Source organism: Mucilaginibacter sp. (assembly GCF_025359345.1).
Classification (GTDB): Bacteria; Bacteroidota; Bacteroidia; order Sphingobacteriales; family Sphingobacteriaceae; genus Mucilaginibacter.
Map to the genome: position 1 here is coordinate 205,526 of NZ_JANYGQ010000025.1, position 24,397 is coordinate 229,922.

At 41.7% G+C, this 24,397-nt stretch carries 20 protein-coding genes; 12 read left to right on the top strand and 8 right to left on the bottom strand.

Annotated features, from left to right (window positions below; translation table 11 throughout):
- Positions 1 to 90: 90 nt before the first annotated feature.
- Positions 91 to 1,176, bottom strand: coding sequence for a mannose-1-phosphate guanylyltransferase (locus Q0R52_RS16125; RefSeq protein WP_295796076.1), 1,086 nt, complete (start codon positions 1,174 to 1,176; stop codon positions 91 to 93).
- 330 nt (positions 1,177 to 1,506) lie between these two features.
- Between Q0R52_RS16125 and recQ the strand changes: the two genes are divergently transcribed.
- Positions 1,507 to 3,699, top strand: a complete 2,193-nt coding sequence (gene recQ / locus Q0R52_RS16130; protein WP_295796211.1) for a DNA helicase RecQ — start codon at positions 1,507 to 1,509, stop codon at positions 3,697 to 3,699.
- Between the two features lie 73 nt (positions 3,700 to 3,772).
- On the opposite strand, the gene Q0R52_RS16135 is transcribed toward recQ, so the two are convergent.
- The 3 genes from Q0R52_RS16135 to Q0R52_RS16145 all read right to left on the bottom strand — a co-directional run bounded on the left by Q0R52_RS16135 (position 3,773) and on the right by Q0R52_RS16145 (position 7,203).
- The gene (locus Q0R52_RS16135) at positions 3,773 to 4,420 is read right to left on the bottom strand and encodes a carbohydrate-binding protein (protein ID WP_295796078.1); all 648 of its coding nucleotides are present in this window, start codon (positions 4,418 to 4,420) and stop codon (positions 3,773 to 3,775) included.
- Between the two features lie 76 nt (positions 4,421 to 4,496).
- Positions 4,497 to 6,290, bottom strand: a complete 1,794-nt coding sequence (locus Q0R52_RS16140; RefSeq protein WP_295796079.1) for an OmpA family protein — start codon at positions 6,288 to 6,290, stop codon at positions 4,497 to 4,499.
- A gap of 289 nt (positions 6,291 to 6,579) precedes the next feature.
- Positions 6,580 to 7,203 carry a 7-carboxy-7-deazaguanine synthase QueE gene (locus Q0R52_RS16145; RefSeq protein WP_295796081.1) on the bottom strand — a complete coding sequence of 208 codons (624 nt, stop codon included), beginning with the start codon at positions 7,201 to 7,203 and terminating at the stop codon, positions 6,580 to 6,582.
- 149 nt (positions 7,204 to 7,352) lie between these two features.
- Between Q0R52_RS16145 and Q0R52_RS16150 the strand changes: the two genes are divergently transcribed.
- The 4 genes from Q0R52_RS16150 to Q0R52_RS16165 are packed head-to-tail and all read left to right on the top strand — an operon-like array spanning position 7,353 to position 11,705.
- On the top strand, positions 7,353 to 8,117 hold the full coding sequence (locus Q0R52_RS16150) for a hypothetical protein (RefSeq protein ID WP_295796083.1): 765 nt from the start codon (positions 7,353 to 7,355) through the stop codon (positions 8,115 to 8,117).
- A gap of 5 nt (positions 8,118 to 8,122) precedes the next feature.
- Entirely contained in the window at positions 8,123 to 8,455 is a 333-nt protein-coding gene (locus Q0R52_RS16155) for a Rieske (2Fe-2S) protein (protein ID WP_295796085.1), read from the top strand.
- Positions 8,452 to 8,886, top strand: coding sequence for a hypothetical protein (locus Q0R52_RS16160; protein ID WP_295796086.1), 435 nt, complete (start codon positions 8,452 to 8,454; stop codon positions 8,884 to 8,886). The genes Q0R52_RS16155 and Q0R52_RS16160 overlap by 4 nt, the downstream gene beginning before the upstream one ends.
- Positions 8,887 to 8,936: 50 nt before the next feature.
- Complete coding sequence (locus Q0R52_RS16165; protein WP_295796088.1) at positions 8,937 to 11,705, top strand: family 78 glycoside hydrolase catalytic domain; 2,769 nt, start codon at positions 8,937 to 8,939, stop codon at positions 11,703 to 11,705.
- A gap of 9 nt (positions 11,706 to 11,714) precedes the next feature.
- Here Q0R52_RS16165 and Q0R52_RS16170 read toward each other — a convergent pair whose 3' ends face one another.
- Complete coding sequence (locus Q0R52_RS16170) at positions 11,715 to 12,596, bottom strand: tetrahydrofolate dehydrogenase/cyclohydrolase catalytic domain-containing protein (protein ID WP_295796090.1); 882 nt, start codon at positions 12,594 to 12,596, stop codon at positions 11,715 to 11,717.
- 87 nt (positions 12,597 to 12,683) lie between these two features.
- On the bottom strand, positions 12,684 to 14,471 hold the full coding sequence (gene lepA, locus Q0R52_RS16175) for a translation elongation factor 4 (RefSeq protein WP_295796091.1): 1,788 nt from the start codon (positions 14,469 to 14,471) through the stop codon (positions 12,684 to 12,686).
- Positions 14,472 to 14,834: 363 nt separating this feature from the next.
- On the opposite strand from lepA, the gene mtaB reads away from it, so the two are divergent.
- The 4 genes from mtaB to Q0R52_RS16195 all read left to right on the top strand — a co-directional run bounded on the left by mtaB (position 14,835) and on the right by Q0R52_RS16195 (position 18,795).
- Positions 14,835 to 16,154, top strand: coding sequence for a tRNA (N(6)-L-threonylcarbamoyladenosine(37)-C(2))-methylthiotransferase MtaB (gene mtaB / locus Q0R52_RS16180; protein ID WP_295796093.1), 1,320 nt, complete (start codon positions 14,835 to 14,837; stop codon positions 16,152 to 16,154).
- A 27-nt stretch (positions 16,155 to 16,181) separates the two neighbouring features.
- The gene (locus Q0R52_RS16185) at positions 16,182 to 17,351 is read left to right on the top strand and encodes a prolipoprotein diacylglyceryl transferase family protein (RefSeq protein ID WP_295796095.1); all 1,170 of its coding nucleotides are present in this window, start codon (positions 16,182 to 16,184) and stop codon (positions 17,349 to 17,351) included.
- On the top strand, positions 17,344 to 17,808 hold the full coding sequence (locus Q0R52_RS16190) for a GtrA family protein (protein WP_295796097.1): 465 nt from the start codon (positions 17,344 to 17,346) through the stop codon (positions 17,806 to 17,808). Before Q0R52_RS16185 ends, Q0R52_RS16190 begins: the two co-directional genes overlap by 8 nt.
- 198 nt (positions 17,809 to 18,006) lie before the next feature.
- Positions 18,007 to 18,795: an inositol monophosphatase family protein gene (locus Q0R52_RS16195; RefSeq protein WP_295796098.1), complete on the top strand. Its 789-nt coding sequence runs from the start codon at positions 18,007 to 18,009 to the stop codon at positions 18,793 to 18,795.
- Positions 18,796 to 18,902: 107 nt separating this feature from the next.
- Here the strand turns inward: Q0R52_RS16195 and Q0R52_RS16200 are convergent, their stop codons facing one another.
- Together Q0R52_RS16200 and purB are read right to left on the bottom strand one after the other, a co-directional pair.
- A complete protein-coding gene (locus Q0R52_RS16200; protein WP_295796099.1) occupies positions 18,903 to 19,454 on the bottom strand; it encodes a NifU family protein in 552 nt (183 codons plus the stop codon).
- Positions 19,455 to 19,609: 155 nt separating this feature from the next.
- Positions 19,610 to 20,953 carry an adenylosuccinate lyase gene (gene purB, locus Q0R52_RS16205; RefSeq protein ID WP_295796100.1) on the bottom strand — a complete coding sequence of 448 codons (1,344 nt, stop codon included), beginning with the start codon at positions 20,951 to 20,953 and terminating at the stop codon, positions 19,610 to 19,612.
- A gap of 268 nt (positions 20,954 to 21,221) precedes the next feature.
- Here purB and Q0R52_RS16210 point away from each other — a divergent pair, with 268 nt between their 5' ends.
- The 3 genes from Q0R52_RS16210 to Q0R52_RS16220 all read left to right on the top strand — a co-directional run bounded on the left by Q0R52_RS16210 (position 21,222) and on the right by Q0R52_RS16220 (position 24,394).
- Positions 21,222 to 21,833 carry a TetR/AcrR family transcriptional regulator gene (locus Q0R52_RS16210; protein WP_295796103.1) on the top strand — a complete coding sequence of 204 codons (612 nt, stop codon included), beginning with the start codon at positions 21,222 to 21,224 and terminating at the stop codon, positions 21,831 to 21,833.
- Positions 21,834 to 21,916: 83 nt separating this feature from the next.
- Positions 21,917 to 23,266, top strand: coding sequence for a TolC family protein (locus tag Q0R52_RS16215; RefSeq protein WP_295796105.1), 1,350 nt, complete (start codon positions 21,917 to 21,919; stop codon positions 23,264 to 23,266).
- Between the two features lie 24 nt (positions 23,267 to 23,290).
- Positions 23,291 to 24,394, top strand: a complete 1,104-nt coding sequence (locus Q0R52_RS16220; protein ID WP_295796106.1) for an efflux RND transporter periplasmic adaptor subunit — start codon at positions 23,291 to 23,293, stop codon at positions 24,392 to 24,394.
- Positions 24,395 to 24,397 lie beyond the last annotated feature (3 nt).

Genomic DNA, 24,397 nt, shown 5'->3' on the forward strand with positions numbered 1-24,397 from the left:
GCTTTGAATAGCAATGGGTAAAAAGAAAGGCCGGTTTTTCGAACCGGCCTTTTGCTTTTTGCTCCCCCTTTAGGGGGCTGGGGGCCTCGCCTAAATATACTTCGCCCCAAATTGCTGCTTAACGTCGGCAACAACTTTTTTAACGTTTTGCTCCTGGTCGCGGGGGCATATCAGCAGGGTGTTGTTGGCTTCAACAACAATAAAATCGTGCAGGCCCTGTAATATTACCAGCTTTTCGCCGGGTACATTAACCATGCAGTTTGATGAATCGTACATAATTACTTTTTCCGATGGAATAACAGCGTTACCAACATAATCCTTATCGGCAAGGTCGTAAATAGAGGCCCATGTACCTAAGTCGCTCCAGCCAAATTCTGATGGCAGCACGTAAACGTTATCAGCCTTCTCCATTATACCATAGTCGATAGATATATTGGTGCATTGCAGGTACGAGTTGTGGATGTGCGCTTTTTCGTCGCTGGTGTTGTAAACTGGCCTGGCTTCTGCAAAAATTTCATGCATATCAGGCAAATAATTACTGAAGGCGTTTACTATCGCCTTAGCCGACCATACAAATATGCCGGCGTTCCATAAAAAGTCGCCGCTTTGCAAAAATGTTTTTGCAATTTCCAGGGTTGGCTTTTCTGTAAAAGTTTTTACCTTAAAAAAGTCATTGTTGAGGCTTTGTTCGGTATATTGAATATAACCATAACCGGTATCAGGCCTCGATGGTTTGATACCAAGGGTTACGAGGCAATTATTTTTGGACGCCGTTTCAAGTGATTTTTCAATGGTGCTGATAAATGCAGCTTCATCGAGTATCAAATGGTCGGACGGGGCAACTACAATGCAAGCATCCGGGTTAAGGCTTTCTATTTTGAACGAACCATAAGCCACGCAAGGCGCCGTGTTACGCATTACCGGTTCGGTTAGTATCTGGTCGTCGGTCATATCCGGCAATTGCTTTTTTACAAGGCCGGTGTAAATCTCGTTGGTAACTACGTAAATGTTCTCTTTGGGGCATATTTTCAGGAAACGATCGTAGGTGTTTTGTATCAAAGTTTTCCCGGTTCCCAGTATGTCGATAAATTGTTTAGGGTGAGATGTGCGGCTTATGGGCCAAAAACGGCTTCCGATACCGCCCGCCATAATGATGGCATAGTAGTTTTTATTCATGTTTGTTAAACAATTTTTGTTTAAGTTGTTTGTTTGGCATTGCCAGTGAAGCTATCGCAGCCATTTTTTTCGATTTTGTTTACAGCCAATTAACCATAGTTTAATTTGGTAAACGCAGGGCAAAATTGAACAATAATTTGTAATATATGAATTAAATAAAACTAAATAAAGCAGCCCTGCAAGCTATAGAAGTTAAACGGGATAAATAAACAAATTGTTTTTCACAGAATAATCATTTTTATATAAAATTTTTAATAAAATCCATCGTTTATTGAGAAATTTTTGTTACTTTAAACTTTTAAATACAATCAAAAGAATACATCTGCAATGATAGAAACTAAGAAGTCGCTTTTTGATAATCTCCAGAACTTTTTTGGGTTCGACAACTTTAAGGGAGAGCAGGAAGCGATTATAACAAACATACTAGCCGGGAACGATACGTTTGTAATTATGCCCACGGGTGGTGGCAAATCAATGTGCTACCAATTGCCTGCGTTAATGAGTGAGGGAACTGCGATAGTTATCTCGCCGTTAATTGCTTTAATGAAAAACCAGGTTGACCAGTTAAGGGCCTTCGGTGGTTCAGACAGCATCGCCCATTTTTTAAATTCATCGCTTACCAAAGCTGATATACTACGTGTTAAAGACGATGTGCTTGCCGGAAAAACCAAATTACTTTACGTTGCCCCTGAATCACTAACCAAACAGGAAAATATTGATTTTTTGCGTCTCAATACCGTGTCATTCGTAGCCGTTGATGAAGCGCATTGTATATCGGAGTGGGGGCATGATTTCAGGCCTGAGTACCGCAAGATACGCCAGGTAATCAGCAATATTGGAGACAATATTCCCATTATAGCTTTAACAGCAACCGCTACGCCAAAAGTTCAGCAGGATATTCAGAAAAACCTGCAGATGAACAATGCTACTATCTACAAATCGTCGTTTAACCGTTCGAACCTTTTTTACGAGGTGCGTGCCAAACGTAATGTGATAAAGGAGATCGTAAAGTTTGTTAAGCAAAATCAGGGCAAATCAGGTATAGTATACTGCCTGAGCCGCAAAAAAGTTGAAGAAGTAGCCGAGGCGCTAAACTTAAACGGTGTTAAGGCCCTGCCATACCACGCAGGTTTGGATCCTAAGGTACGTGCGGACACGCAGGATAAGTTTTTAATGGAGGATGTAGATGTTATCGTCGCTACAATTGCATTCGGTATGGGCATCGACAAGCCCGATGTGCGTTATGTAATCCACCACGATGTGCCTAAGAGTATGGAAGGCTACTACCAGGAAACCGGTCGTGCCGGACGCGACGGTGGCGAAGGTGTTTGTGTTGCTTTTTATTCGGAAAAAGATATTGATAAGCTGCAGAAGTTTATGAAGGACAAGCCTGTTTCGGAACGTGAAATTGGCACCCAGATACTTAAGGAAGTTATCGACTACGCCGAATCGTCGGTTTGCCGCCGTAAGCAGTTGTTGCATTACTTTGGTGAAAACTTTAACGAGGCAGGCTGTAATAACATGTGCGACAATTGCTGCGGCCCTAAAGAGCATTTTGACGGCGAGTTGCACCTGCACAAAGCATTAAGCCTGGTTAAAACAATAGGCGAGAAGTTTGATGACCATCACATCATCAGCATATTGATGGGCGAGGACAATGCCCAGATAAAAAATTACGAGCACGATTCGCTTGATTATTTTGGCTCAGGCAAAGAAGACGGTAAAAACCTTTGGGATTCGCTGATGCGCCAGGCGCTGCTGAACAATTTCCTGTCCAAAGATATTGACCAGTACGGCCTGTTGCGGTTAACCAAATTAGGCAACTCGTTTATAGACAACCCATACAGCATCCGCTTTGTATTGAACAAACCTATGGGCGCTACCGACGATGACGATGAAGCTGACGGCCCTAAAGGCGGCGGCGGTGCCTTGGATACCGAATTGCTGCAGATGCTTAAGGACCTGCGTAAAAAGCTGGCCAAGCAAAAGGGTCTGCCACCATTCGTTATTTTCCAGGATCCGTCATTAGAGGATATGTGTACGCATTACCCTATTACCAATGACGAACTGAAACAAATATCGGGAGTAGGAGAAGGGAAGGCCCTGAAATTTGGCAAGCCTTTCACCGATCTTATCCAAAAATATGTTGAGGACAACGATATCGACCGCCCTGTTGACATGGTGATAAAAAGTGCTGCCAATAAATCGGCGCTTAAAGTGTTTATTATCCAGAATATCGACCGGCATTTAAATTTGGATGATATAGCTGCTTCAAAAGGATTGTCGTACGAAGAAATATTGAAAGAAGTGGAAACGATTGTCAATTCAGGCACCAAGCTTAACCTTAACTATTATATCGACGAAGTGATTGATGAAGATAAACAGGAGGAAGTGTTTGATTATTTCCGCACGGCAGAAGTAGATTCGACAGAAAAAGCATTAGCCGAACTTGGAAGCGATGATTACACAATTGAAGAAATACAGTTGATGCGGATAAAGTTTATCTCGGAAATGGGGAATTAACGCAATAAGTAATATAAAATACAAGAGGCCTTCGGATAACGTCTGAAGGCCTTTTATATTTACTGGTTGACCACTATCTGAATTCCAAATAATCAAAATTCATATTACCATTGCCAACAACGCGCAGGGTAAGCACGTGTAACCCTTTATTAAGTTTTACTGATGTCAGTGAATCAGCCCTATTCCAATGGTGCCATTGCCGCCATTTAACAGTATCGGCGTAGTTATGGGTAGAAATGATTCTCAAATCTTTGGCGATTTCTTTTCCATCTAAATCTAAACTAATAACGCCATCGCCGTTGGCGGTATACATCAGGCCAATCTTATAAATTGCAGTGCGATCAACCTGAACTGTATATTTTATCCATTCGCCGGGCTTTGTCCAACCAACGTAAAGCTGCTCCATTTTTGGTGGCACGTTGCTGTAAGGATTATTGTCAATATCATGGGTTTTAGTGTATGATATGTCAACGCCCTCGTGCATCCTGAATTCGTTTAGATAGCTGCCATTGGCCGGGTTAAGTTTCCCGCTGCCGTTATTTACACTGTCGTCATCATGATATGCAACACCTTCGCCACCCAAATCATAAAACTCACATTCAATTTTGCCGGGAATATGTTGAGCTTTATTTTGCCAGGGCTTGCCAGTGTAACTGGGTTGCCGGATTAATAAGCCTGCAAATACAGTAACAGACCAAACAGCAAGCAATACGATTTTCATTGGCTATGAATTAATTTTAGAACAGGGCATTGTATTCGACATTTCTCCTAATCTCTAGTCACCAGTTAAATAATCTCTATTTCGCAATTATTTTAAATTCAGTCCGCCTGTTTTTTTGACGTCCCTCATCGGTATCATTTGCAGCAATAGGCTGCGTTTTACCATACCCTTTAAAAACAAGCCGACCAGCATCAATTTTATTGTCGATAAGGTATTGATAAACCGACTTCGCCCTGTTTTGAGAAAGCGTTTGGTTAAGCTGGTCGTTACCCACGTTATCGGTATGTCCCGATATTTCTATATGCAGCGTGGGGTTTAGGGTTAAAAATGAGAGCAGTTGTTGTAATTCGGCAACAGATTCCGGTTTTAGATCAAACTTATTGGTATCGAAAAATATATTGTTTAATACCACCTTATTACCAATTTCAATAGGGTCAAGTAAAACGGCAATATTAAACGCAGTTTTAGGCTCATGTCCAACCAGGGAAAAGTTAGCCGAATAAAAGAGGTAACCCGATTTTGAAATATTCAGTCCATAGTTTTTGCCGGCAGTTAACGTGGCTAAAAAGTCGCCTTCATCGGCATCGCTGTAATCCTGGAAAACGGGTTGGTTCTTTTGCAAATCGACAATCTCGACTGCAGCCTCTAATGGCGCTTTTGTTTTGGCATCATTTACGGTTCCCTTTACGTAGGTAACCAGGTTGGGCCGCAGGTTGGGCGGCAGCTCGAACGTATAAATATCATATCCACCAAAACCGTTTAAGTTATTGGATGAGAAAAAGGCATAGCTGCCATTGGCCGTTAAAGTAAGCCCGTTTTCATCTCCGCTCGAATTGATGGGATAGCCCAGGTTTTCGGGCTTTTGCCATTTGCCATCTTTGCTTAAGCGGCTTACAAATAAATCCTTTCCACCAAGGCCCGGCCAGCCATTCGAACAAAAATAAAACGTACTATCATCGGGGTGAATAAACGGCGATTGCTCGTCATAAATAGTGTTGATGTTTGGCCCGAGGTTTTCGGGTTCGCCCCAGCCTTTATCGCTGAGGGTCGACTTCCAGATATCGTACCCTCCGTAGCCACCTTTTCGGTTGCTAACAAAGTAGAGTGTTTTACCATCAGCACTTATCGATGGTTGAGATTCCCAGCCGGTTGTGTTTACAGGCGGACTTAAGTCAACGGGTTTACCCCAGTCGTCGCCTTTTTTCTGTGCTATGTAAATATCGCAGCGACCTAGTCCATCAGGACGGTTACAGCCTGTAAAAAACAAGTATTTGCCATCCTGCGATATGGATTCGGCACCTTCATTGTATTGTGGTGTATTAATCAGGTCGCTCAGGTAGGTAGCTGTTTGCCACTTATTGTTTAGTTTATTGCTTTTATAAAAATCTTCGTTGTTGTTTATTTTCCGGGTAAATATTAGTGTGCTTTCATCGGCAGTGGCAACCGGGAGGTATTCATCAGCAGGGGTATTTATTTCGGGGCCAAGATTAATTGGTTTAAACGCCACCGGGTGGGCAATTGCCTGTATGCTGAATTTACAGTCTGCTATCAGTTTTTGCGCATAATAAGTATTTTGTGTTGTAATGTTTGGATAGGTTAAATACTTTTCGAGGTGCTGCTGCGCAAGCTCATATTGGGCGCTATTCACCTCCAGTTCGCCGACTTTGAGATAGACGGCGCGATTAAACTCTGGATTTAAAACAATTACTTTATGAAATTGATCTATAGATTCTTTGTAGCGGCGCATCTGCCGCAAAACATCGCCCAAAACTGCATGAGCCTCAACAAATTTGTCGTCTGCCTCTACGGACTTTTGCAGATTTTCAACAGCCTCATCATACATGTGGTCGTCTAAATTTGTATTTGCCAAAGCAAAATATTTAATAGCGGCTCTATCGGTGGTAGAGTATTGCCTCTGCTGGGCGGATATAAAATTGGATATAAATACTAACAGAACCGAGAAGAAAGTAACTCTCATTGGTTTTGATACGTGTTTTTCTATCCTAAGTTACGTTTTTTTATCAGAATGTGGAATCGGGTCTAGAATCGAGAGTCAAGAACCAGGTGAAAAATTGAAAAAAGTAGCTAAATTATACCAAAAGAATCGAACAATATACCTCATTGCCTTGGCTCTTGATTCTTGGCTCTTGGATCTATTTTTAAGGAATATTCAAATACTTATGCGTTTGCAACGATATTTCCCAACGAGGGTTGTTCATTACATAGTCCACAATAAGCGGGGTCATTTCTTTTGATTTTGACCATTCGGGCTGCAGAAACAGTTTACATGTTGGTGAAACCAATTTTGCATTTTCTTCGGCAAAAGCGAAGTCTGATTTATTAAATATAATCACCTTAAGTTCGTCTGCATTTGCTGCCACCAAATGCATGGGGCCTTTGAATTTTTTAGGCGAAAGGCAAATCCAGTCCCAATTGCCCGAAAGCGGGTAGGCGCCGGAAGTTTCAATAAATGTTTTGATGCCTTGTTTTTGCAGGCCGGCGGTTAGATAATCGAGGTTATAAATCAGCGGTTCGCCGCCGGTAACTACCACCGCTTTAGCCGGGTGTTTGGATGCATTTTCAATTATCTGATCAGCAGATGTTAGTGCGTGGAGCTCGGCATCCCAGCTTTCTTTTACATCGCACCAGTGGCAGCCTACATCGCAACCGCCAAGGCGGATAAAATAAGCAGCCTTGCCAGTATTGTATCCTTCCCCCTGTATCGTATAAAACTCTTCCATTAAAGGAAGTAATGTGCCGTCGTCCGGTATTTGGTGTGCCATAATTTAAAGGTGCAAAGGTATGATTTTGAGGTGAAAGGATAAAGGCGAAAGGAAAAAGGTGATTTTAAGAAGATAATTTGAAAAAACCTTTCACCTTTACCCTTTTACCTTTCAGCAATTTTCTCTATTATTACTTAAAATTTTGCAATATGAAAAAACTTTACTTCCTGGTACTATTTTTCGTGTTGCTTTGCTTTTCATCATGCCTGGATATTGAGGAGCAATATAACTTTAAACAGGATGGCTCATGCAGTGTGGTGTATGGCTTTGATATGGGTAGCGCTGTATCTGTACTGATGAACTTAATGTCCGACTCGGTTAAAGAAACACCTCAGTTTTCGTTGGTGAAGGATACCACACTTAATTTTTATACGGCTCTCCCCGACAGTACGCAGCAAAAAATGACCGCCGAAGAAGCCACCATGGTTAAAGCCAGTGATCTGCACGTAAAAATGGATTTGAAAAAAAGCATAATGAAGGTAAGTATAAATCACGTGGCTAAAAATGCTGCCGATTTGGAGTATTACCTTAAGCATATTTCAAAAATATCAATGAACAGTCAGCTGAAATCGCTGCAAAAAGGGGAGAAGGCCCCTATAGGTTTTAATGCCCAGCAATTGGTGGCAGGCGAGGATTATTACACTTACGAGATAACGCCGCATAAATTTTACCGGATTGTCGACAAGGAAAAATTTAATGCATTTTTAAAGAAAACACAATCTGCATTTTCAATGGCCAAGGCCATGCTGATTGACATGCCTTATAAAGTAATTCTTAACTTTGCAAAACCCGTAAAAAAAGTAAACAATCCCAAGGCCATTGTATCGGCTGACAGAAAACGTGTTACCCTTATTACCAACATGGATGATGTGATGAAAAACCCATCACTGATGAACTTGAAAATTGACTTTTAGCACGTATGAAGTGGTACCCCGTGCCGGATGTTGAAGACGCCGGCAAGCCATTTATGAAAAAAATTAAAATTGACAATAAAGGTATCTGCGTGGTAGGTTACGGCGGCGAAGTTTATGCTGTATCCGCAGAGTGTCCGCATGCCGGATTTGATTTGGGTGAGGGCTGGTGCGAAAACGGAAATATTATTTGCCCATTGCACGGTTACGCTTTTGATTTAAAAACCGGCAAAGGGGTTAATGATTATGTTAAAACTTACCCTGCTAAAATAGAAAACAACACAGTATATGTTGGCACGCCAACTGTTTGGGATGATATAAAAAGAATATTTAATAAATGAACCAAAGAGGAATAGATTATATAACCGAAGATTTTTATGAGTCGTTGAGTTTCCAGGATGGCGAGATGCCCGATTTGGAAACAGTAAAGGAACTATTTTATGAAAACGGACTTTTGATAAACAACAGTTTTAGCAAACCTGTTATCTCTACTGTAGATGAATATATCCAATCGTTTGAATCTCAGATAGCTGATGGGTCAATGCTTCAATTTATGCAGCGCGAGCTTTATTCTCAAACCGAGGTGTTTGGCAAGGTCGCTCAACGTTTGAGCGTTTACGAATATAGTTTTACCTATCATGAAACCGCAAATGCACCCAGAGGGATAAATTATATTCAATTTATTTTGGATAACGACCACTGGCGCATAACCTCAATGGCCTGGGCTGATGAAAATGAGAACCATCAGATCCCGGTGGAGTTTTTGAGATAAGATAAGGGACGCAAGCCTCAATTAATCAGCGATATATAAGCTATGCTAAAATGAATAAAATCATTTCAACTCTTTCGTTTCTTTGCATCAGTTTTGGCTTATCGGCCCAACCCTTTATATCTGATCTTAACTGTGAACATCGTATTGATCCGATAACTGTTGATACCCAAAATCCGGCTTTAAGTTGGCAGATCGGGGGTAACCAGCGTAATTTGAAACAAATAGCTTACAGGATTCTGGTTGCTGATGATGTTACGTTGTTGAAAAAGAACTTTGGCAATACCTGGGATTCAAAAAATGTATTGTCAAAGCAATCGCTGCAAATACCATTCGCCGGCAAAAAGCTGGATCCTTTGAAAACCTATTATTGGAAAGTAATGGTTTGGGACAATCATCATCAAACATCTGGCTGGAGCAAGATAGCAAAGTGGCAAATGGGATTACAGTCCAAATCAGACTGGAAGGGTGCCAGTTGGATAGCTTATGAAAAGATGCCGGATTCTTTAGTGCTAATTCCGGGCATTGAAAACACAAACGACAAAAGATGGAATAAAGGGAGTGATATTTTACCAATGCTGCGAAAAGAATTTGTCGTGGATAAAAAGCTAAAAAAGGCAACCGTTTTTATAACCGGGTTAGGGCAGTTTGATTTAAGTATTAATGGTAATAAGGTTGGCGATCACTTTTTAGATCCCGGATGGACAAAATATGATAAGCATGCCCTTTACCTGGCGTTTGACGTAACTGATGAATTGAGGTCAGGAAAGAATGCCTTGGGTGTAATGCTTGGAAATGGATTTTATTACATGCCAGGCGAAAGATACCATAAGCTGAAAAGCGCTTTTGGGTATCCTAAAATGATTTGCCGGCTTGCCTTGCAATACCAGGACGGGACTGAAGAAAATATCATCACTGATCAGTCATGGAAAGCCACCCCGGGTCCGGTTATTTTTTCAAGTATTTATGGCGGTGAAGATTATGATGCAAATTTTGAGCAAAACGGGTGGAACCGGGCTGGGTTTAACGATACTGGTTGGAAGAATGCGACCGTTGTTGAGGGGCCCGAGCGATTGGATGCGCAAGCTGAAGACCCGCTGAAGATATTTGACCAATTTTCTCCGGTAAAAATCTCGCAGCCAAAGCCGGGCGTTTGGGTGTACGACATGGGACAAAATGCTTCGGCTATTCCTTTTATAAAAGTTAGTGGCAATAAAGGTGCAGTGGTTAAGCTAACACCGGCTGAACTGCTGAACGATGACGGCATGATTACCCAGGAAGCTGTGGGTACACCTGTTTACTTTAAATACACGCTAAAAGGTAATGGCATTGAAACCTGGCACCCCCAGTTTATGTACTATGGTTTCAGGTATATACAGGTTGAGGGTGCTGTTCCGGAAGGTGAGCCCAATTCAATGCACCTGCCGGTTATATCAGCAATAAAAAGTTTGCACACCCGCAATTCAGCCACCAGTGTCGGGACTTTTAGCTGTTCAAATGATTTATTCAACAAGACCTTTAAACTTATAGACTGGGCTATCAGGAGTAATACGGCCAGCGTATTTACAGATTGCCCTCATCGTGAGAAACTGGGCTGGCTGGAAGAAGCTCACCTGGTTGGGCCGTCCATCAGGTATAATTATGATATTGCAACCTTATGCCGTAAAGTGGTAAGGGATATGATAAACTCACAAACCGCCGACGGGTTAATCCCTGACATAGCGCCGGAATATGTTGAATTCGGTGGTGGATTTCGAAACTCGCCCGAATGGGGAAGTAACGGCATAATAATGCCATATTATATTTACCAGTGGTATGGCGATAAACAGGTGTTGTCAGAAAGTTATGACATGATGACCCGTTACGCGGCTTACCTGCAGAAACAGTCAAAAAATAATTTGCTTTATTTTGGCCTTGGTGACTGGTATGACCTCGGGCCCGGCGACCCGGGAGTATCACAATTAACGCCACCAGGAATAACCGGAACAGCTATTTACTATTATGACCTTACTATACTTTCGAAAGTAGCAACACTATTGGGAAAGACAAGCGACGTAATTAAATATAACAAGTTGGTCAATGATGTTAAAATAGCATTTAACAACACTTTTTTCGATAAGCAGACCTTCCAATATGGTACCGGCAGCCAAGCTGCAAATTCAATGGCGGTATACACAGGCATTGTTGAAGCAGGCTATAAAACAGCCGTTATTAATAACATAGTGAAAGACATTCGCCTGCATAATAATGGACTAACGGCCGGCGACATTGGGTACCGATATCTCTTAAGGGTACTGGACGATGCGGACCGGTCAGACGTGATATTTGATATGAATAGCCGGTCGGATGTTCCCGGATATGGCTATCAATTAGCCCGCGGGGCCACGTCGCTTACCGAATCCTGGCAGGGCAACCGAATATCGTCAAATAATCATTTTATGCTAGGTCATTTAATGGAATGGTTTTATAGCGGTCTTGGTGGTATTAAGCCTGATTCAAATTCAATAGCATTTGATAAGATTGTTATCAGGCCCGAACCTGTTGGGGATGTTACCTGGGCGAACGCAAGTTATTTATCCCCATACGGAATGATAGCCAATAGATGGAAGACGAATGGAGGATTGTTTACGATGCAAACCAGCATTCCCGCTAACTCAACGGCAGTAATTTATTTACCCGCACGTAAAAACTCCGTAGTGAGCGAAAATGGCCGTTCATTATTAAACCGGCGTGATATCAAAATATTAAAATTTGAAAACGAGAGAGCTGTTTTAGCCGTCGGCTCCGGAAACTATTCGTTTTCAGTTAGAAACATCAATTAAAAAACTCAACTAAGGGTAAACTTCCTTATTAGCCGATGCCAAAGTATTCTTCAACAAACCAATAATTGTCATCAATCCCACTCCACCCGGTACCGGGGTAATCCATGATGCTTTTTGGGATACATTTTCAAAATCAACATCGCCGTAAAGTTTGAAGCCCGATTTGGTTAGCGTACTGGTTTCGCGGTTCATGCCGACATCAATAACTACCACGCCGTCTTTTACCATATCGGCGGTGATGAAGTTCTTTTTGCCGATGGCTACAATCAGGATGTCAGCATCAAGCGTAAATTTTTTGATATCAGGTGTACGACTGTGGCAGATGGTTACCGTGCAGTTGCCAGGGGTAGTGTTGCGCGCCATCAGGATGCTCATGGGCGAGCCTACTATATTGCTGCGACCAACCACCACGCAATGTTTGCCTGCAGTTTCGATGCCGTATTCTTTCAGCATCAAAGTAATGCCATAGGGCGTTGCGGGGATAAACGATGGCAGGTTACGCTGCATGCGTCCGAGGTTTACCGGATGAAATCCGTCCACATCTTTGCGGTGGTCGATCTTCTCGGTTACTTTCTCCGGGTCAATATGTTTTGGCAGGGGTAGTTGAACAATAATGCCATCAATGTCAGCATTTGCATTAAGCTCAGCTACTTTGGCTAACAATTCCTCTTCTGTTACGTCACTTTCGTAGCGTACGAGCGTCGATTTAAAACCTACAGCTTCGCAATTTTTTATTTTGCTGGCCACATAAGTTTCGCTGCCGCCATCGTGCCCAACCAGCACAGCCACCAAATGTGGTTTACGCCCGGTTTCAGCCAGTATTTTAGCAGCCGACTCAGCTATTTCACCTTTGAGTTTTTCTGATACGTATTTTCCGTCGAGTAAATTCATGATATGAGAGTCAAGAGTCACGAGTCAAGAGTCAAGAAAGAAAACATTATAGTCTTGATTCTTGGCTCGTGACTTTTGATTCTATTTTTAATCCAGTTTCAACACCGCCATAAACGCCGATTGTGGTATCTCTACGTTACCGACCTGGCGCATGCGTTTTTTACCTTTTTTCTGTTTTTCCAACAGCTTGCGTTTACGACTGATATCCCCACCGTAACATTTGGCGGTAACATCTTTACGTAAAGCTTTTACTGTTTCGCGGGCGATGATTTTGGCGCCGATGGAAGCTTGTATAATTATTTCAAACTGCTGACGTGGTATGAGTTCTCTTAACTTTTCGCAGATTTTTTTACCGAAATCGTAAGAGTTGCCCCGGAATATCAGTGACGATAAAGCATCAACCGGCTCCGCGTTTAAACGGATATCTAAACGTACCAGGTCTGATTTACGGTAACCGATCTGGTGATAGTCGAATGATGCGTACCCTTTTGAAATGGTTTTTAGTTTATCGTAAAAGTCAAAAACTATCTCGCCCATCGGCATTTCAAATATCAGCTCAACCCTATCAGATGTTAAATACGATTGATTTTTAATATAACCACGTTTTTGAATACAAAGCGACATGATCGGCCCTACAAATTCCGACTTCGAAATTATGGTAGCTTTTATATAGGGTTCCTCCACATAGTCAATCCTACTGGGGTCAGGCAGATCTGATGGATTGTTAACTGTAATAGCATCGCCTTTGGTAGTGTAGGCCAGGTATGATACGTTGGGCACGGTGGTAATTACCGTCATATCAAACTCGCGCTCCAATCGCTCCTGGATGATTTCCATGTGGAGCATGCCCAGAAATCCACAACGGAAGCCAAACCCTAGAGCGGCAGACGATTCCGGTTCAAAAACCAATGACGCATCATTCAATTGCAGTTTGGCCATGGCTTCGCGCAATTCTTCGTAGTCATCTGTATCAACCGGGTAAATACCGGCAAATACCATTGGCTTAACTTCCTCAAAACCCTGTATTCCTGCTTCACACGGCCGGTCTACGCGGGTAATTGTATCGCCAACCTTTACTTCCCGGGCCTCTTTTATACCCGAGATAATATATCCTACGTCGCCTGTTTTAATGACGTCTTTAGGTAACTGCTTCAATTTCAGCGTGCCAACCTCATCGGCCAGGTATTGTTTTTCCGTAGCGAAGAATTTTACTTTATCGCCTTTGCGGATCTCGCCGTTTACCACTTTAAAGTAAGCGACAATACCGCGGAAAGAGTTAAAAACTGAGTCGAATATCAAAGCCTGTAATGGTGCTTCAGGATCGCCGACAGGAGGAGGGACTCTTTTAACAATAGCCTCTAATATGTCGTGTACGCCCATGCCGGTCTTGCCGGATGCAGCCAAAATTTCTTCGCGTTTACAGCCAATTAGTTCAACAATCTGGTCTTTAACCTCCTCTGGCATAGCGCCGGGTAAGTCCATTTTATTTAATACCGGGATAATCTCCAGGTCGTTTTCTAAAGCGAGATATAAGTTTGATATAGTTTGGGCCTGTATTCCCTGCGCTGCATCAACAATCAGCAGCGCGCCTTCGCAGGCAGCTATAGAACGCGAAACTTCGTACGAGAAATCCACGTGCCCGGGTGTATCAATCAGGTTCAGCGTATATTTTTGCCCGTCGAGTATATAATCCATCTGAATGGCATGACTTTTAATTGTGATGCCGCGCTCACGCTCCAAGTCCATATCATCAAGCAGTTGTGCCTGAGATTCGCGCTGGGTGATAGTATTTGTATATTCAAGCAACCTGTCGGCAAGTGTACTCTTACCGTGGTCGATATGTGCTATTATGCAAAAATTACGAATGTGTTCCATTTATCGCGCAAAAATAGCGTTTTGGAGCGACATTTTGAAAGGAGAGATTTTGGAAAGTTTGTCAACATGGCAGTTGTAGCTTACAAAGCTTAACATAATTGGCATATTTTATGTCCTTGATGTTACTTTTCAATTGAATTATTCTCGTTAAACTGGCTCAATTTCAAATAATTAATGACTTTATTAATGATTGCCCCTTTCTCTCTTTATTGAGTTTGGTGTTTAATATTTCTATCGATACCAATGGGTTTAACAAACCCTTGTAATTGCGGCTAAATTCAGTGAATTCCCGGTAGTACGTTCGGCTAAAAATTATTAGGTAGATAAATAAGACCAAAATAAGTATCTTTGCACGCTTTAAAAATGAATAAAAAAGTAGCATTTTATACGCTAGGCTGTAAGCTTAATTACTCGGAAACATCGTCGATTGGGCGCCAGTTTAACAACGCTGGTTTCAATACGGTTGAGTTTACCGATACGCCCGACGTATTTGTTATTAACACCTGTTCGGTAACTGATAATGCCGATAAAAAGTGTAAAAAGGTTGTTAAAGAAGCTTTAAAAATATCGCCTAACGCATACGTCACCATAGTAGGGTGCTATGCCCAGCTTAAACCAAAGGAGATTGCCGAAATACCAGGTGTGGATATGGTTTTAGGTGCCGCTGAGAAATTTCAGATTGTTGATTACATTACCGATTTAACAAAAAACGCGAAAGCGGTGGTTCATAACCAACCTGTATCTGAAGCTAAGGATTTTGTTCCCGGTTTTTCCATCGGCGACCGCACCCGTACATTTTTAAAAGTACAGGACGGTTGCGATTATTCGTGCTCATTCTGTACCATCCCACCGGCCCGTGGCAACAGCCGCAGCGATACTATTGAACATGTGGTTGAACAGGCTATGGAAATAGCCGCCAGTGGTGTAAAAGAAATTGTTTTAACCGGCGTAAACCTGGGCGATTTCGGCATAAGGGATGGTCAGCGCGCCGACAAGTTTTTTGATTTAGTAAAGGCGCTGGATAAAGTTGAGGGAATTAACAGGTTCCGTATCTCCTCTATTGAACCCAATTTACTAAGCGACGAAATTATTGAGTTTGTGGCGCAGTCCAACCGTTTTGTGCCGCATTTTCATATCCCGCTGCAATCGGGCAGCGATAAAATACTGGGCCTGATGCGCCGCCGTTACAAACGCGATTTGTACATAAGCAGGGTAGCCCAAATAAAACAGCTGATGCCGCATTGCTGTATTGGTGTAGATATAATAGTGGGCTTCCCGGGCGAAACACGCGAGGATTTTATTGACACTTATAATTTTTTGAACGACCTTAACGTTTCATATCTGCACGTGTTTACTTACTCCGAAAGGGAAAACACACTTGCCAGCGAGATGAGCGGGGTAGTACCGGGATCGACACGTGCAGAGCGCAGCAAAATGCTGCACATATTATCTGACAAAAAACGCCGGGCGTTTTACGAAAGCCAGTTGGGTAAAATGGATGAAGTGTTGTTTGAGGGTGATATTAAAGATGGATTTATGCACGGCTTTACCCGTAATTATGTGAAAGTAAAAACTGAATATGACCCCTTGCTGGTAAACGAATTAAAAACGGTACACTTAACAACAATATCACCCGATGGTGATGTTGAAATAACTGAAAGCGAAGAAATATTGGCCCATTAACCTTATCTTGCTCCCAAATTACAAACGATGTTTCCAAATTTATTTTACCTAATACGTTACCTTACAGGCCTCGAAATTCCGTTTTTACAGATCATACAAACGTTTGGTTTTTTTGTGGCCATTGCGTTTATGGGCGGGTACTGGGCATTTGTACAGGAGTTTAAACGGAAAGAGAAATTAGGCGTAATCCATTCGTTCAAAAAAATGGTTACCATCGGTGCGCCGGCATCTTTTGCCGAGTTACTAGGTAACGGCATTTTTGGTTTTATAATTGGCTATAAACTGGTTGATTCCGCCCTCAATTTTCACACACTGGTTGATGACCCGCAGGCATTTTTACTATCACTGCGTGGCAACTGGCTGGGTGGTATTGTTGGTGCAGCTGTGTTTGTTTACTGGGCATATTACGAAAATAAAAAACAACGGTTACCAACCCCAAAAACAGAAAACGTTACTGTACACCCCGCTGAATTGATGGGAAGCATTTTGCTTTGGGCGGCAGTTTTTGGTTTTTTAGGAGCCAAAGTATTTAACGCACTGGAAAACTGGGGCGAATTCATGAAAGACCCCGTCGGAATGCTGATAGGCTTTAGCGGTCTTACGTTTTACGGCGGATTGATTTGCGGCGGTGCAGCCGTGTTATACATTGCAAATAAAAACGGTATCAAACCACTCAATATGCTTGATATTGGCGGCCCTGGTATGATGCTTGCATACGGCATTGGCCGTATCGGCTGCCAGATGTCGGGCGATGGTGACTGGGGTATTGATAATCTTAACCCTAAACCACATTGGCTTGACTGGATGCCAAACTGGATGTGGAGCTTTAATTTTCCGCATAATGTAAACAATGTTGGTAATCTAATCCCGGGCGATACAGGCAAGTTTAACCGGGTGTTGTCAATGCCGGTATATCCAACGTCGTTTTATGAATTTGTTATGTGTATTTTACTATTCTTTTTCCTTTGGAAAATACGCGACAGGATAAAAGCGCCGGGCGTAATGTTTGGCATTTACATGATACTAGCCGGCGTTGAACGTTTTTTTATTGAACGGATACGTGTAAACACACAATACCACGTTGCAGGCATTAGCTTTACACAAGCCGAAATGATTTCGGTATTGATGGTACTGGGTGGGGCAGCATTGATTTTTACCGGCTATAAAAAGAGCCAGACCCAGTTAAAGCATGGCTGAGATTAACCTGGGGAATAAATTGCTTGATAACCATATTGTAAGGTTTGTTTTTTCGGCGGGATTGGGTTTTTTGGTTGATATTTCAGCTTTTTACCTTTTCTATCATAATTTTCTCGTTCAAAAAACTTACAATATACTTTCCATAACCGTTCGTAATTCCACCCTTTCGCTGGCATTATCGTTTTTTATGGGGGTAGTAGTTAATTTCCTGATAACCAAATATTTTGTTTTCTCGCAGTCAAAATCGTCATCACTCAAACAATTTATACGTTTTGCGTCGGTAGCTATTATCGGTTTTTTTGCCAACCTGGCCATCCTGAAATTGTTTATACAGGATCTTAATATGTATCCGCCAGTGGCGAGGCCTTTGGCGGCGCTAAGCCTGTTTTTTGCGAGCTACTTTATTCATAAGGCTTTCTCGTTTAGCCTGGCTTTGCGGCATCAGAAGGTTAATTAACACTAACTAACACTAATTATCACTAATTAAGGCGAATTACACGAATTTAAAAATGCACCAATTTTTACGAATTGTTGTGAATCACACGAATACTTAACATTGGAAGATTAGGGTCTTAATTCTCGTCTTTATGCAAGTCAATTCGTGTAATTCGATTACATTCGTGAAATTAGTGTCTATTAGATTCTTTGATTAATTATGGAGTTAGAAAATATAATAAATAGTGTGATCGATATTTCGAAACAAGCCGGCAGCTTTATAAGAGAGCAGCGAAAAACCTTTAGTGCCGATAAAATTGAGCTGAAAGGGCTTAATGACCTTGTATCGTATGTTGATAAAACTGCTGAAGAAATAATTGTTAAAGCGCTAGTCGAAGTATTACCCGAAGCCGGCTTTATCACTGAAGAAAAAACCATCAACAAAACAGGAGAACGCTATAATTGGATCATCGATCCGCTCGATGGCACCACCAATTTTATCCATGGCTTGCCGGTTTACTCTGTAAGCATTGCTTTGCAGGAATACGACGAATTGGTATTAGGCGTAGTTTACGAAGTGAATATGGATGAGTGTTTTTATGCGTGGAAAGGTTCTCCAGCCTATTTGAATGGCAACATAATTAAAACAAGCGACAGCCCGACAATTGACCAAAGTTTGTTAGCTACCGGATTCCCATATCACGATTTTACAAGACAACCGGCTTATATCGGTTTGTTCACTGAATTAATGAAAAGCTGCCATGGTTTGCGTCGTTTAGGCTCAGCCGCTGTTGACCTGGCTTACACGGCCTGCGGCAGGTTTGATGCGTTTTATGAGTACAACCTTAACCCATGGGACGTTGCTGCAGGAGTTTTAATAGTGCGGCAGGCAGGTGGACAAGTAGTAAACTTTAAAGGTGGCGATGAGATATTGCAAAGCCGGGAATTGCTTGCCACAAACGGGAAGGTAACGGATGAAATGTTAGGTGTAATTAAAAAATACTTTTAACTGTTGATTTCACCGATTTTGGAAAATGATTTCACCTATAAATAAAAAAGATTACACTGATTTCTTTAATCGGTGTAATCTTCCATAAATAAGTGTAATCATAAAACTTATAGCGCTTCAGAAACCACTTCGGTTACTTCAGGTACCATTCTTTTAAGTAGATTTTCGATACCTGCTTTAAGCGTTACAGTTGACGACGGGCAGCCGCTGCATGAGCCGCGCAGCTCTACCGTTACCACGCCTTCGTCGAATGATTTATAGCTGATTGCACCGCCATCCTGCTCAACAGCCGGGCGAACGTAATCGTGTAATATCTGCTGGATCTTAACTTCTATGTCTGAACCTTCAAAATCTCCGGCCTCGGGTTGCTCTTCGTCCTGCACCTTTAGCTCAGCTTCAACAGCGCCTTTTACAAATTCTTTTAATATCGGCAGGATATCGTCCCAGTTATCACCCTCAAATTTGGTAATGGTAACAAAGTTGCTGGCGAAGAATACACCGTTTACAAACGAAAACTTATAAAGCTCTTTAGCAAAAGGCGATTTTTCGGCACTCTCTTTTGTAGCAAAGTCAACACTGCCATTTATAAGCAACTTGTTCACAATGAACTTCATAGTTGCCGGGTTCGGGGTTGATTCTGTATATACGTTGATGTTCATTTTCTTATCTCAATTAATAATAACGTAACAAATTTAAGCAGGTTTTTGATTTATGTAACCATATTAAATTGTTATGACCTGTAGGTGACTTTGGAGCAGGAAGCCTAAAGCAGAATTACCTAAGCTAAAAAGGCTTTCAATTTTTGCTTTCAGTTCTATATTCCTGTATAAGTATGCGGCGTAATTTTCTTTATCTCGCTCTTAATATCGTCGCTCACATTCAACCCATCAACAAACACGGCAATTGTTTCTGCATTAACGCGGGTATTAGTGCGTGTTAAATCCTTTAACGCCTCGTAAGGATTAGGGTAGCCCTCACGGCGCAAAATAGTTTGTATTGCTTCGGCAACTACAGCCCAGTTGGCTTCGAGGTGGGCATTAAGTGCATCCTGGTTGAGCAGCAATTTATTTAGGCCCTTTATAGTTGATTTTATGGCGATCAACGTATGGCCCACAGGTACACCTATATTACGTAACACGGTTGAGTCGGTAAGATCGCGCTGTAGCCTTGAGATAGGCAGTTTTGCGGCAAAGTGCTCAAACAAGGCATTAGCAATACCCAAATTACCTTCCGAGTTTTCAAAGTCGATTGGGTTTACCTTATGTGGCATGGCCGATGAACCTATTTCGCCTTCTTTTATTTTCTGCTTAAAATAGTTCATTGAGATGTAGGTCCACATATCGCGGTCGAGGTCGATCAGGATGTTGTTGATACGTTTTAAAGCATCGCACTGGGCGGCAAAGTTGTCGTAATGCTCAATCTGCGTGGTAAACTGTGAACGGTTCAACCCTAAAACATCATTTACAAAATGGTTGCCGAACGCTTTCCAGTCGATTTCGGGATAGCCGACATTATGTGCATTATAATTACCGGTAGCGCCGCCAAACTTGGCGGAATAGGGTACAGCTTTTAATAAATTCAATTGGTTTTCCAGGCGCTCTACAAAAACCATTATTTCTTTACCCAGGCGGCTTGGCGATGCAGGCTGCCCGTGGGTGTGGGCCAGCATAGGCACCTTCTCCCAATCGGCAGCGAATTTCCTGAGCAAATTAACAACCTCATTTATAGCAGGATAATACGAATTATTTAACGCTTCTTTAAATGACAAAGGGACTGCTGTATTATTAATATCCTGCGAGGTTAGCCCGAAGTGGATAAACTCCTTAAATTCTTCAAGACCAAGTTTATCAAATTCCTTTTTTATAAAGTACTCAACCGCTTTAACATCATGATTGGTGACTTTCTCAATCTCTTTTATACTCGCCGCATCTGCTTCGCTAAAATTTTTAACAATGTTGCGTAACTTTTCTGCTACATTTTTATCAAACTTTTGTAATTGCGGTAAAGGGTGTACACACAACGCTATGAAATATTCAATTTCAACAAACACCCGGTATTTGATTAACGCATATTCAGAAAAGTAAGCAGCAAGCTCTGCAGTTGTATTACGATAGCGGCCGTCGATAGGTGAAATTGCCGAAAGAGGAGTGAGGGTCATTAGTTCTTTGATTTTTTTGCAAAAATACAAAAAAGCAGTAGCAGTTGCAGTGGGGAGTAGCACTGACTTTGAAAATAACCATGGATTTAGTAGCAGTAGCAGTGGGAAGTAGCAGTTATTTTTCGACAATGAGAGCTCAGGCTACTAAAAACTGCTACTGCCACCTACCACTGCTACTTCTTTAAAGACACATTTGTCATAAAAACGCAATAAACTTTGGAAACTTTGGAATCTAAAAATGTTTCCGTAGTTTTGACCTTGTAAGTCAATGAGTCAAATAGAGAGAATAATACAAGGCGGCGAGGAACTGTTTTTAACTGCAGGGATCAAGAGCGTAACGATGGACGATATAGCCAAACACTTGGGTATGTCGAAGAAAACCATTTACCAGTTTTTTAAGGATAAAAACGACCTGGTAATTGCTTTGGTAACAAAAAAACTGAAGGAAGACGAGGAACAGATGGAGGATATCATCAGCAAATCAAGCAATGTGATTGAGGAGATGATTAACATGATGAAGTGCTCGGAGGACATATTTTCTAGGATCAATCCAATCGTGATCCATGATATGCAAAAATATCACCCGGATGCCTGGGCACAGTTTCAAAAGTTTAAAGCTGAAGTTATAGTGACTACGCTGGAAGAACTTTTAACAAAAGGTATTAAGCAGGGTTACATTCGGCCGGATATTGACGTAAGGATATTGGCAAGGATGCGGGTGGCACAGGTGGAACTGGGTTTTAATACCAAGGAATTCCCGATAGCCGAATTTAACCCATGGAAGGTACAGGTGCAATTTTTAGAGCATTTTAACTATGGCATTTGCACACTTAAAGGTTACAAACTTTTAAATCAATATAAAAATATAAACGATGAATAACACTGCTGACATAGGGCTGTCATTAACAGGGCCTAAGTTTACATCAGCATAAAACTAAAACACACAAATCACAACTATATACAATGAAACATATACTAATAATAACAATGCTTGCATGCGGATTTGCCCTCACCGGGTATGCGCAACAGGCGCCGCCGGATACGCAGCGATATAATTTTACGATACAGGATTGTGTAAATTATGCGTATACACACCAGGACTCGGTGATTAATGCCGGCCTAGACGTAAAGAGCGCTGAATATAAAGTTAAGGAAACTATCGGGATAGGTTTGCCACAGGTTAAAGGCTCTGCGTCATTCCAGGACTACCTTAAGATTCCTACCACCTTACTTCCGGGTCAATTTTTTGGGCAGCCGGAAGGAACTTTTGTCCCGGTTCAGTTTGGAGTTAAATATCAATCGAGCTTTGGTATAAACGCCGATCAGATTTTGTTTGACGGCAGCTACCTGGTAGGGTTAAAGGCGTCAAGAACATACAAGGAACTTTCAATCAGGAATCAAATCCGCTCGAAAATTGAGGTTAACGTAAGCGTTACAAAGGCCTATTACCAAGTGCTTGTTAGTAACGAACAATTAAGGTTATTAAATGCAAATGTTGCTCAATTAAAGCAACAAATGGACGAAACCATTGCACGTAACAAACAAGGGTTTGTTGAAAAGATAGATGTTGACCGTATTACTGTTCAATATAACAACCTGGTAACCGACCGTGAAAACACGCTGCGTTTGCTGGCGTTGAATTACCAGGTACTAAAGTTCCAGATGGGTATGCCAATTGGATATGGCATACAACTGAAAGATAAGCTTGAAGATATCAAACTTGATGAATCGGCCAGCCTTAATAACGACACATCGTTTTACCATAACCGTATAGAATATAATTTGGCAGAAACGGGAGTTGCATTGAAAGAACTTGATTTGAAGCGCCAAAAATCGCACTTTTTGCCTACGTTGAAGCTGAATGGCGCTTATACATCGTCGTACCAGAACAATAGCTTTAGCAACCTGTATAAAATGAATTTCCCTTCAAGTTATGTTGGACTCTCGCTGGAAGTACCCATATTTAATGGTTTTCAAAGGAAAAACCAGGTAAAGCAATCGGAAATAACGGTATTGAAATCAAAAAATGATTTGGTAAACGCAAAAAACGGGCTGATGCTGCAGGCAAGCCAGGCAAACGTTACTTATATTAATGGATTACAGAGCCTAAACAACCAGAAGCGAAACATGAACCTTGCCGAAGATGTTTTAAGGGTATCAAAAATAAAGTACCAACAAGGTGTTGGCTCGAGCATAGAGGTTACACAGGCACAAACAGACCTGGAAACTGCAGACAACAAATACATACAGGGCCTTTATGATGCTTTAGTAAGCAAAGTTGACCTTGACAAAGCATACGGAAGAATACAATAATCAATCACAATATAATATAGCACAATGAAAAAATTACTATACATACCAGCTTTAATTTTACTGGCGGCCTGCTCGAGCAAACCGAAAGATAAAAAAACGGAACTTGCTGATCTTAAAAAACAGCAAGCATCCATTAGTGCACAAATCACCAAACTACAGGCTGAGTTGGGAGGAGGCGACTCTACCAAAACTACTGATGTGGGTGTCGTGATATTAAAAACAACCAATTTTAGCAACTTCGTACAAATACAGGGAAAAATAGATGCCCAGGATAACGTCATGGCTTATCCCCAATCGCCAGGTTCTATCACCGGTCTTTACGTAAAAGCCGGTCAGCATGTAAGTAAAGGCCAGGTGTTGGTTCAGCTGGATAACAGCGTATTGAATCAAAACATAGCCCAGGCTGAAACCCAGGTTGCTTTAAATAAAACGCTGTTTGAAAGGCAAAAAAATCTTTGGGATCAAAAAATAGGAACTGAAGTGCAGTTCCTGCAGGCCCAAACTGCCTTGCAAAGCTCACAAAAACAAGTTTCATCATTGCGTCAGCAAGCTAACCAGTTCCGAATTACTTCGCCAATTAATGGCACTGTCGACCAGATGGACCTGAAATTAGGCCAGGTTGCCCAACCCGGTACTACCGGCATACGTATTGTAAATGCTGACATATTAAAAGTAAAGGCTGATGTACCTGAATCTTATGCAGGCAGTGTAAATACTGGTAATACTGTAAAGATATTGATACCCGATGCCAATGATTCGCTGATTACTAAAGTTACATTTGCGGCAAAGGTTATTGATCCAACTTCACGCAGTTTTGGCGTGGAAATAAAATTGCCGGTTCGGAAAACACTGCGCCCTAATATGACGGCTATTATACAAATAGCCAATTATACCAAATTGCAGGCAATTGTAGCCCCCGTAAAAGCTATTCAAAAATCGGAAGATGGGGATTACGTATTTGTTAATAACAATGGCATAGCGAAAAGGGTTAATATTAAAGTTGGCAATACTTACGCAGGCCAGTCGGAAATTTTATCGGGCTTAAAAGCCGGTGACCAGTTGATTACTGATGGCGCTACAGATATTGAAGAGGGCGACAAAGTGAAGGCTGTACAGTCGGGTAATTAATTA

What these genes read in the sequence shown, in the direction of transcription:
- Q0R52_RS16125 (WP_295796076.1), bottom strand. Translation starts at nt 1,176, where the DNA reads ATGAATAAAAACTACTATGCCATCATTATGGCGGGCGGTATCGGAAGC.
- Q0R52_RS16135 (WP_295796078.1), bottom strand. Translation starts at nt 4,420, where the DNA reads ATGAAAATCGTATTGCTTGCTGTTTGGTCTGTTACTGTATTTGCAGGC.
- Q0R52_RS16145 (WP_295796081.1), bottom strand. Translation starts at nt 7,203, where the DNA reads ATGGCACACCAAATACCGGACGACGGCACATTACTTCCTTTAATGGAA.
- Q0R52_RS16150 (WP_295796083.1), top strand. Translation starts at nt 7,353, where the DNA reads ATGAAAAAACTTTACTTCCTGGTACTATTTTTCGTGTTGCTTTGCTTT.
- Q0R52_RS16155 (WP_295796085.1), top strand. Translation starts at nt 8,123, where the DNA reads ATGAAGTGGTACCCCGTGCCGGATGTTGAAGACGCCGGCAAGCCATTT.
- Q0R52_RS16160 (WP_295796086.1), top strand. Translation starts at nt 8,452, where the DNA reads ATGAACCAAAGAGGAATAGATTATATAACCGAAGATTTTTATGAGTCG.
- Q0R52_RS16165 (WP_295796088.1), top strand. Translation starts at nt 8,937, where the DNA reads ATGAATAAAATCATTTCAACTCTTTCGTTTCTTTGCATCAGTTTTGGC.
- Q0R52_RS16170 (WP_295796090.1), bottom strand. Translation starts at nt 12,596, where the DNA reads ATGAATTTACTCGACGGAAAATACGTATCAGAAAAACTCAAAGGTGAA.
- lepA (WP_295796091.1), bottom strand. Translation starts at nt 14,471, where the DNA reads ATGGAACACATTCGTAATTTTTGCATAATAGCACATATCGACCACGGT.
- mtaB (WP_295796093.1), top strand. Translation starts at nt 14,835, where the DNA reads ATGAATAAAAAAGTAGCATTTTATACGCTAGGCTGTAAGCTTAATTAC.
- Q0R52_RS16185 (WP_295796095.1), top strand. Translation starts at nt 16,182, where the DNA reads ATGTTTCCAAATTTATTTTACCTAATACGTTACCTTACAGGCCTCGAA.
- Q0R52_RS16190 (WP_295796097.1), top strand. Translation starts at nt 17,344, where the DNA reads ATGGCTGAGATTAACCTGGGGAATAAATTGCTTGATAACCATATTGTA.
- Q0R52_RS16195 (WP_295796098.1), top strand. Translation starts at nt 18,007, where the DNA reads ATGGAGTTAGAAAATATAATAAATAGTGTGATCGATATTTCGAAACAA.
- Q0R52_RS16200 (WP_295796099.1), bottom strand. Translation starts at nt 19,454, where the DNA reads ATGAACATCAACGTATATACAGAATCAACCCCGAACCCGGCAACTATG.
- purB (WP_295796100.1), bottom strand. Translation starts at nt 20,953, where the DNA reads ATGACCCTCACTCCTCTTTCGGCAATTTCACCTATCGACGGCCGCTAT.
- Q0R52_RS16210 (WP_295796103.1), top strand. Translation starts at nt 21,222, where the DNA reads ATGAGTCAAATAGAGAGAATAATACAAGGCGGCGAGGAACTGTTTTTA.
- Q0R52_RS16215 (WP_295796105.1), top strand. Translation starts at nt 21,917, where the DNA reads ATGAAACATATACTAATAATAACAATGCTTGCATGCGGATTTGCCCTC.
- Q0R52_RS16220 (WP_295796106.1), top strand. Translation starts at nt 23,291, where the DNA reads ATGAAAAAATTACTATACATACCAGCTTTAATTTTACTGGCGGCCTGC.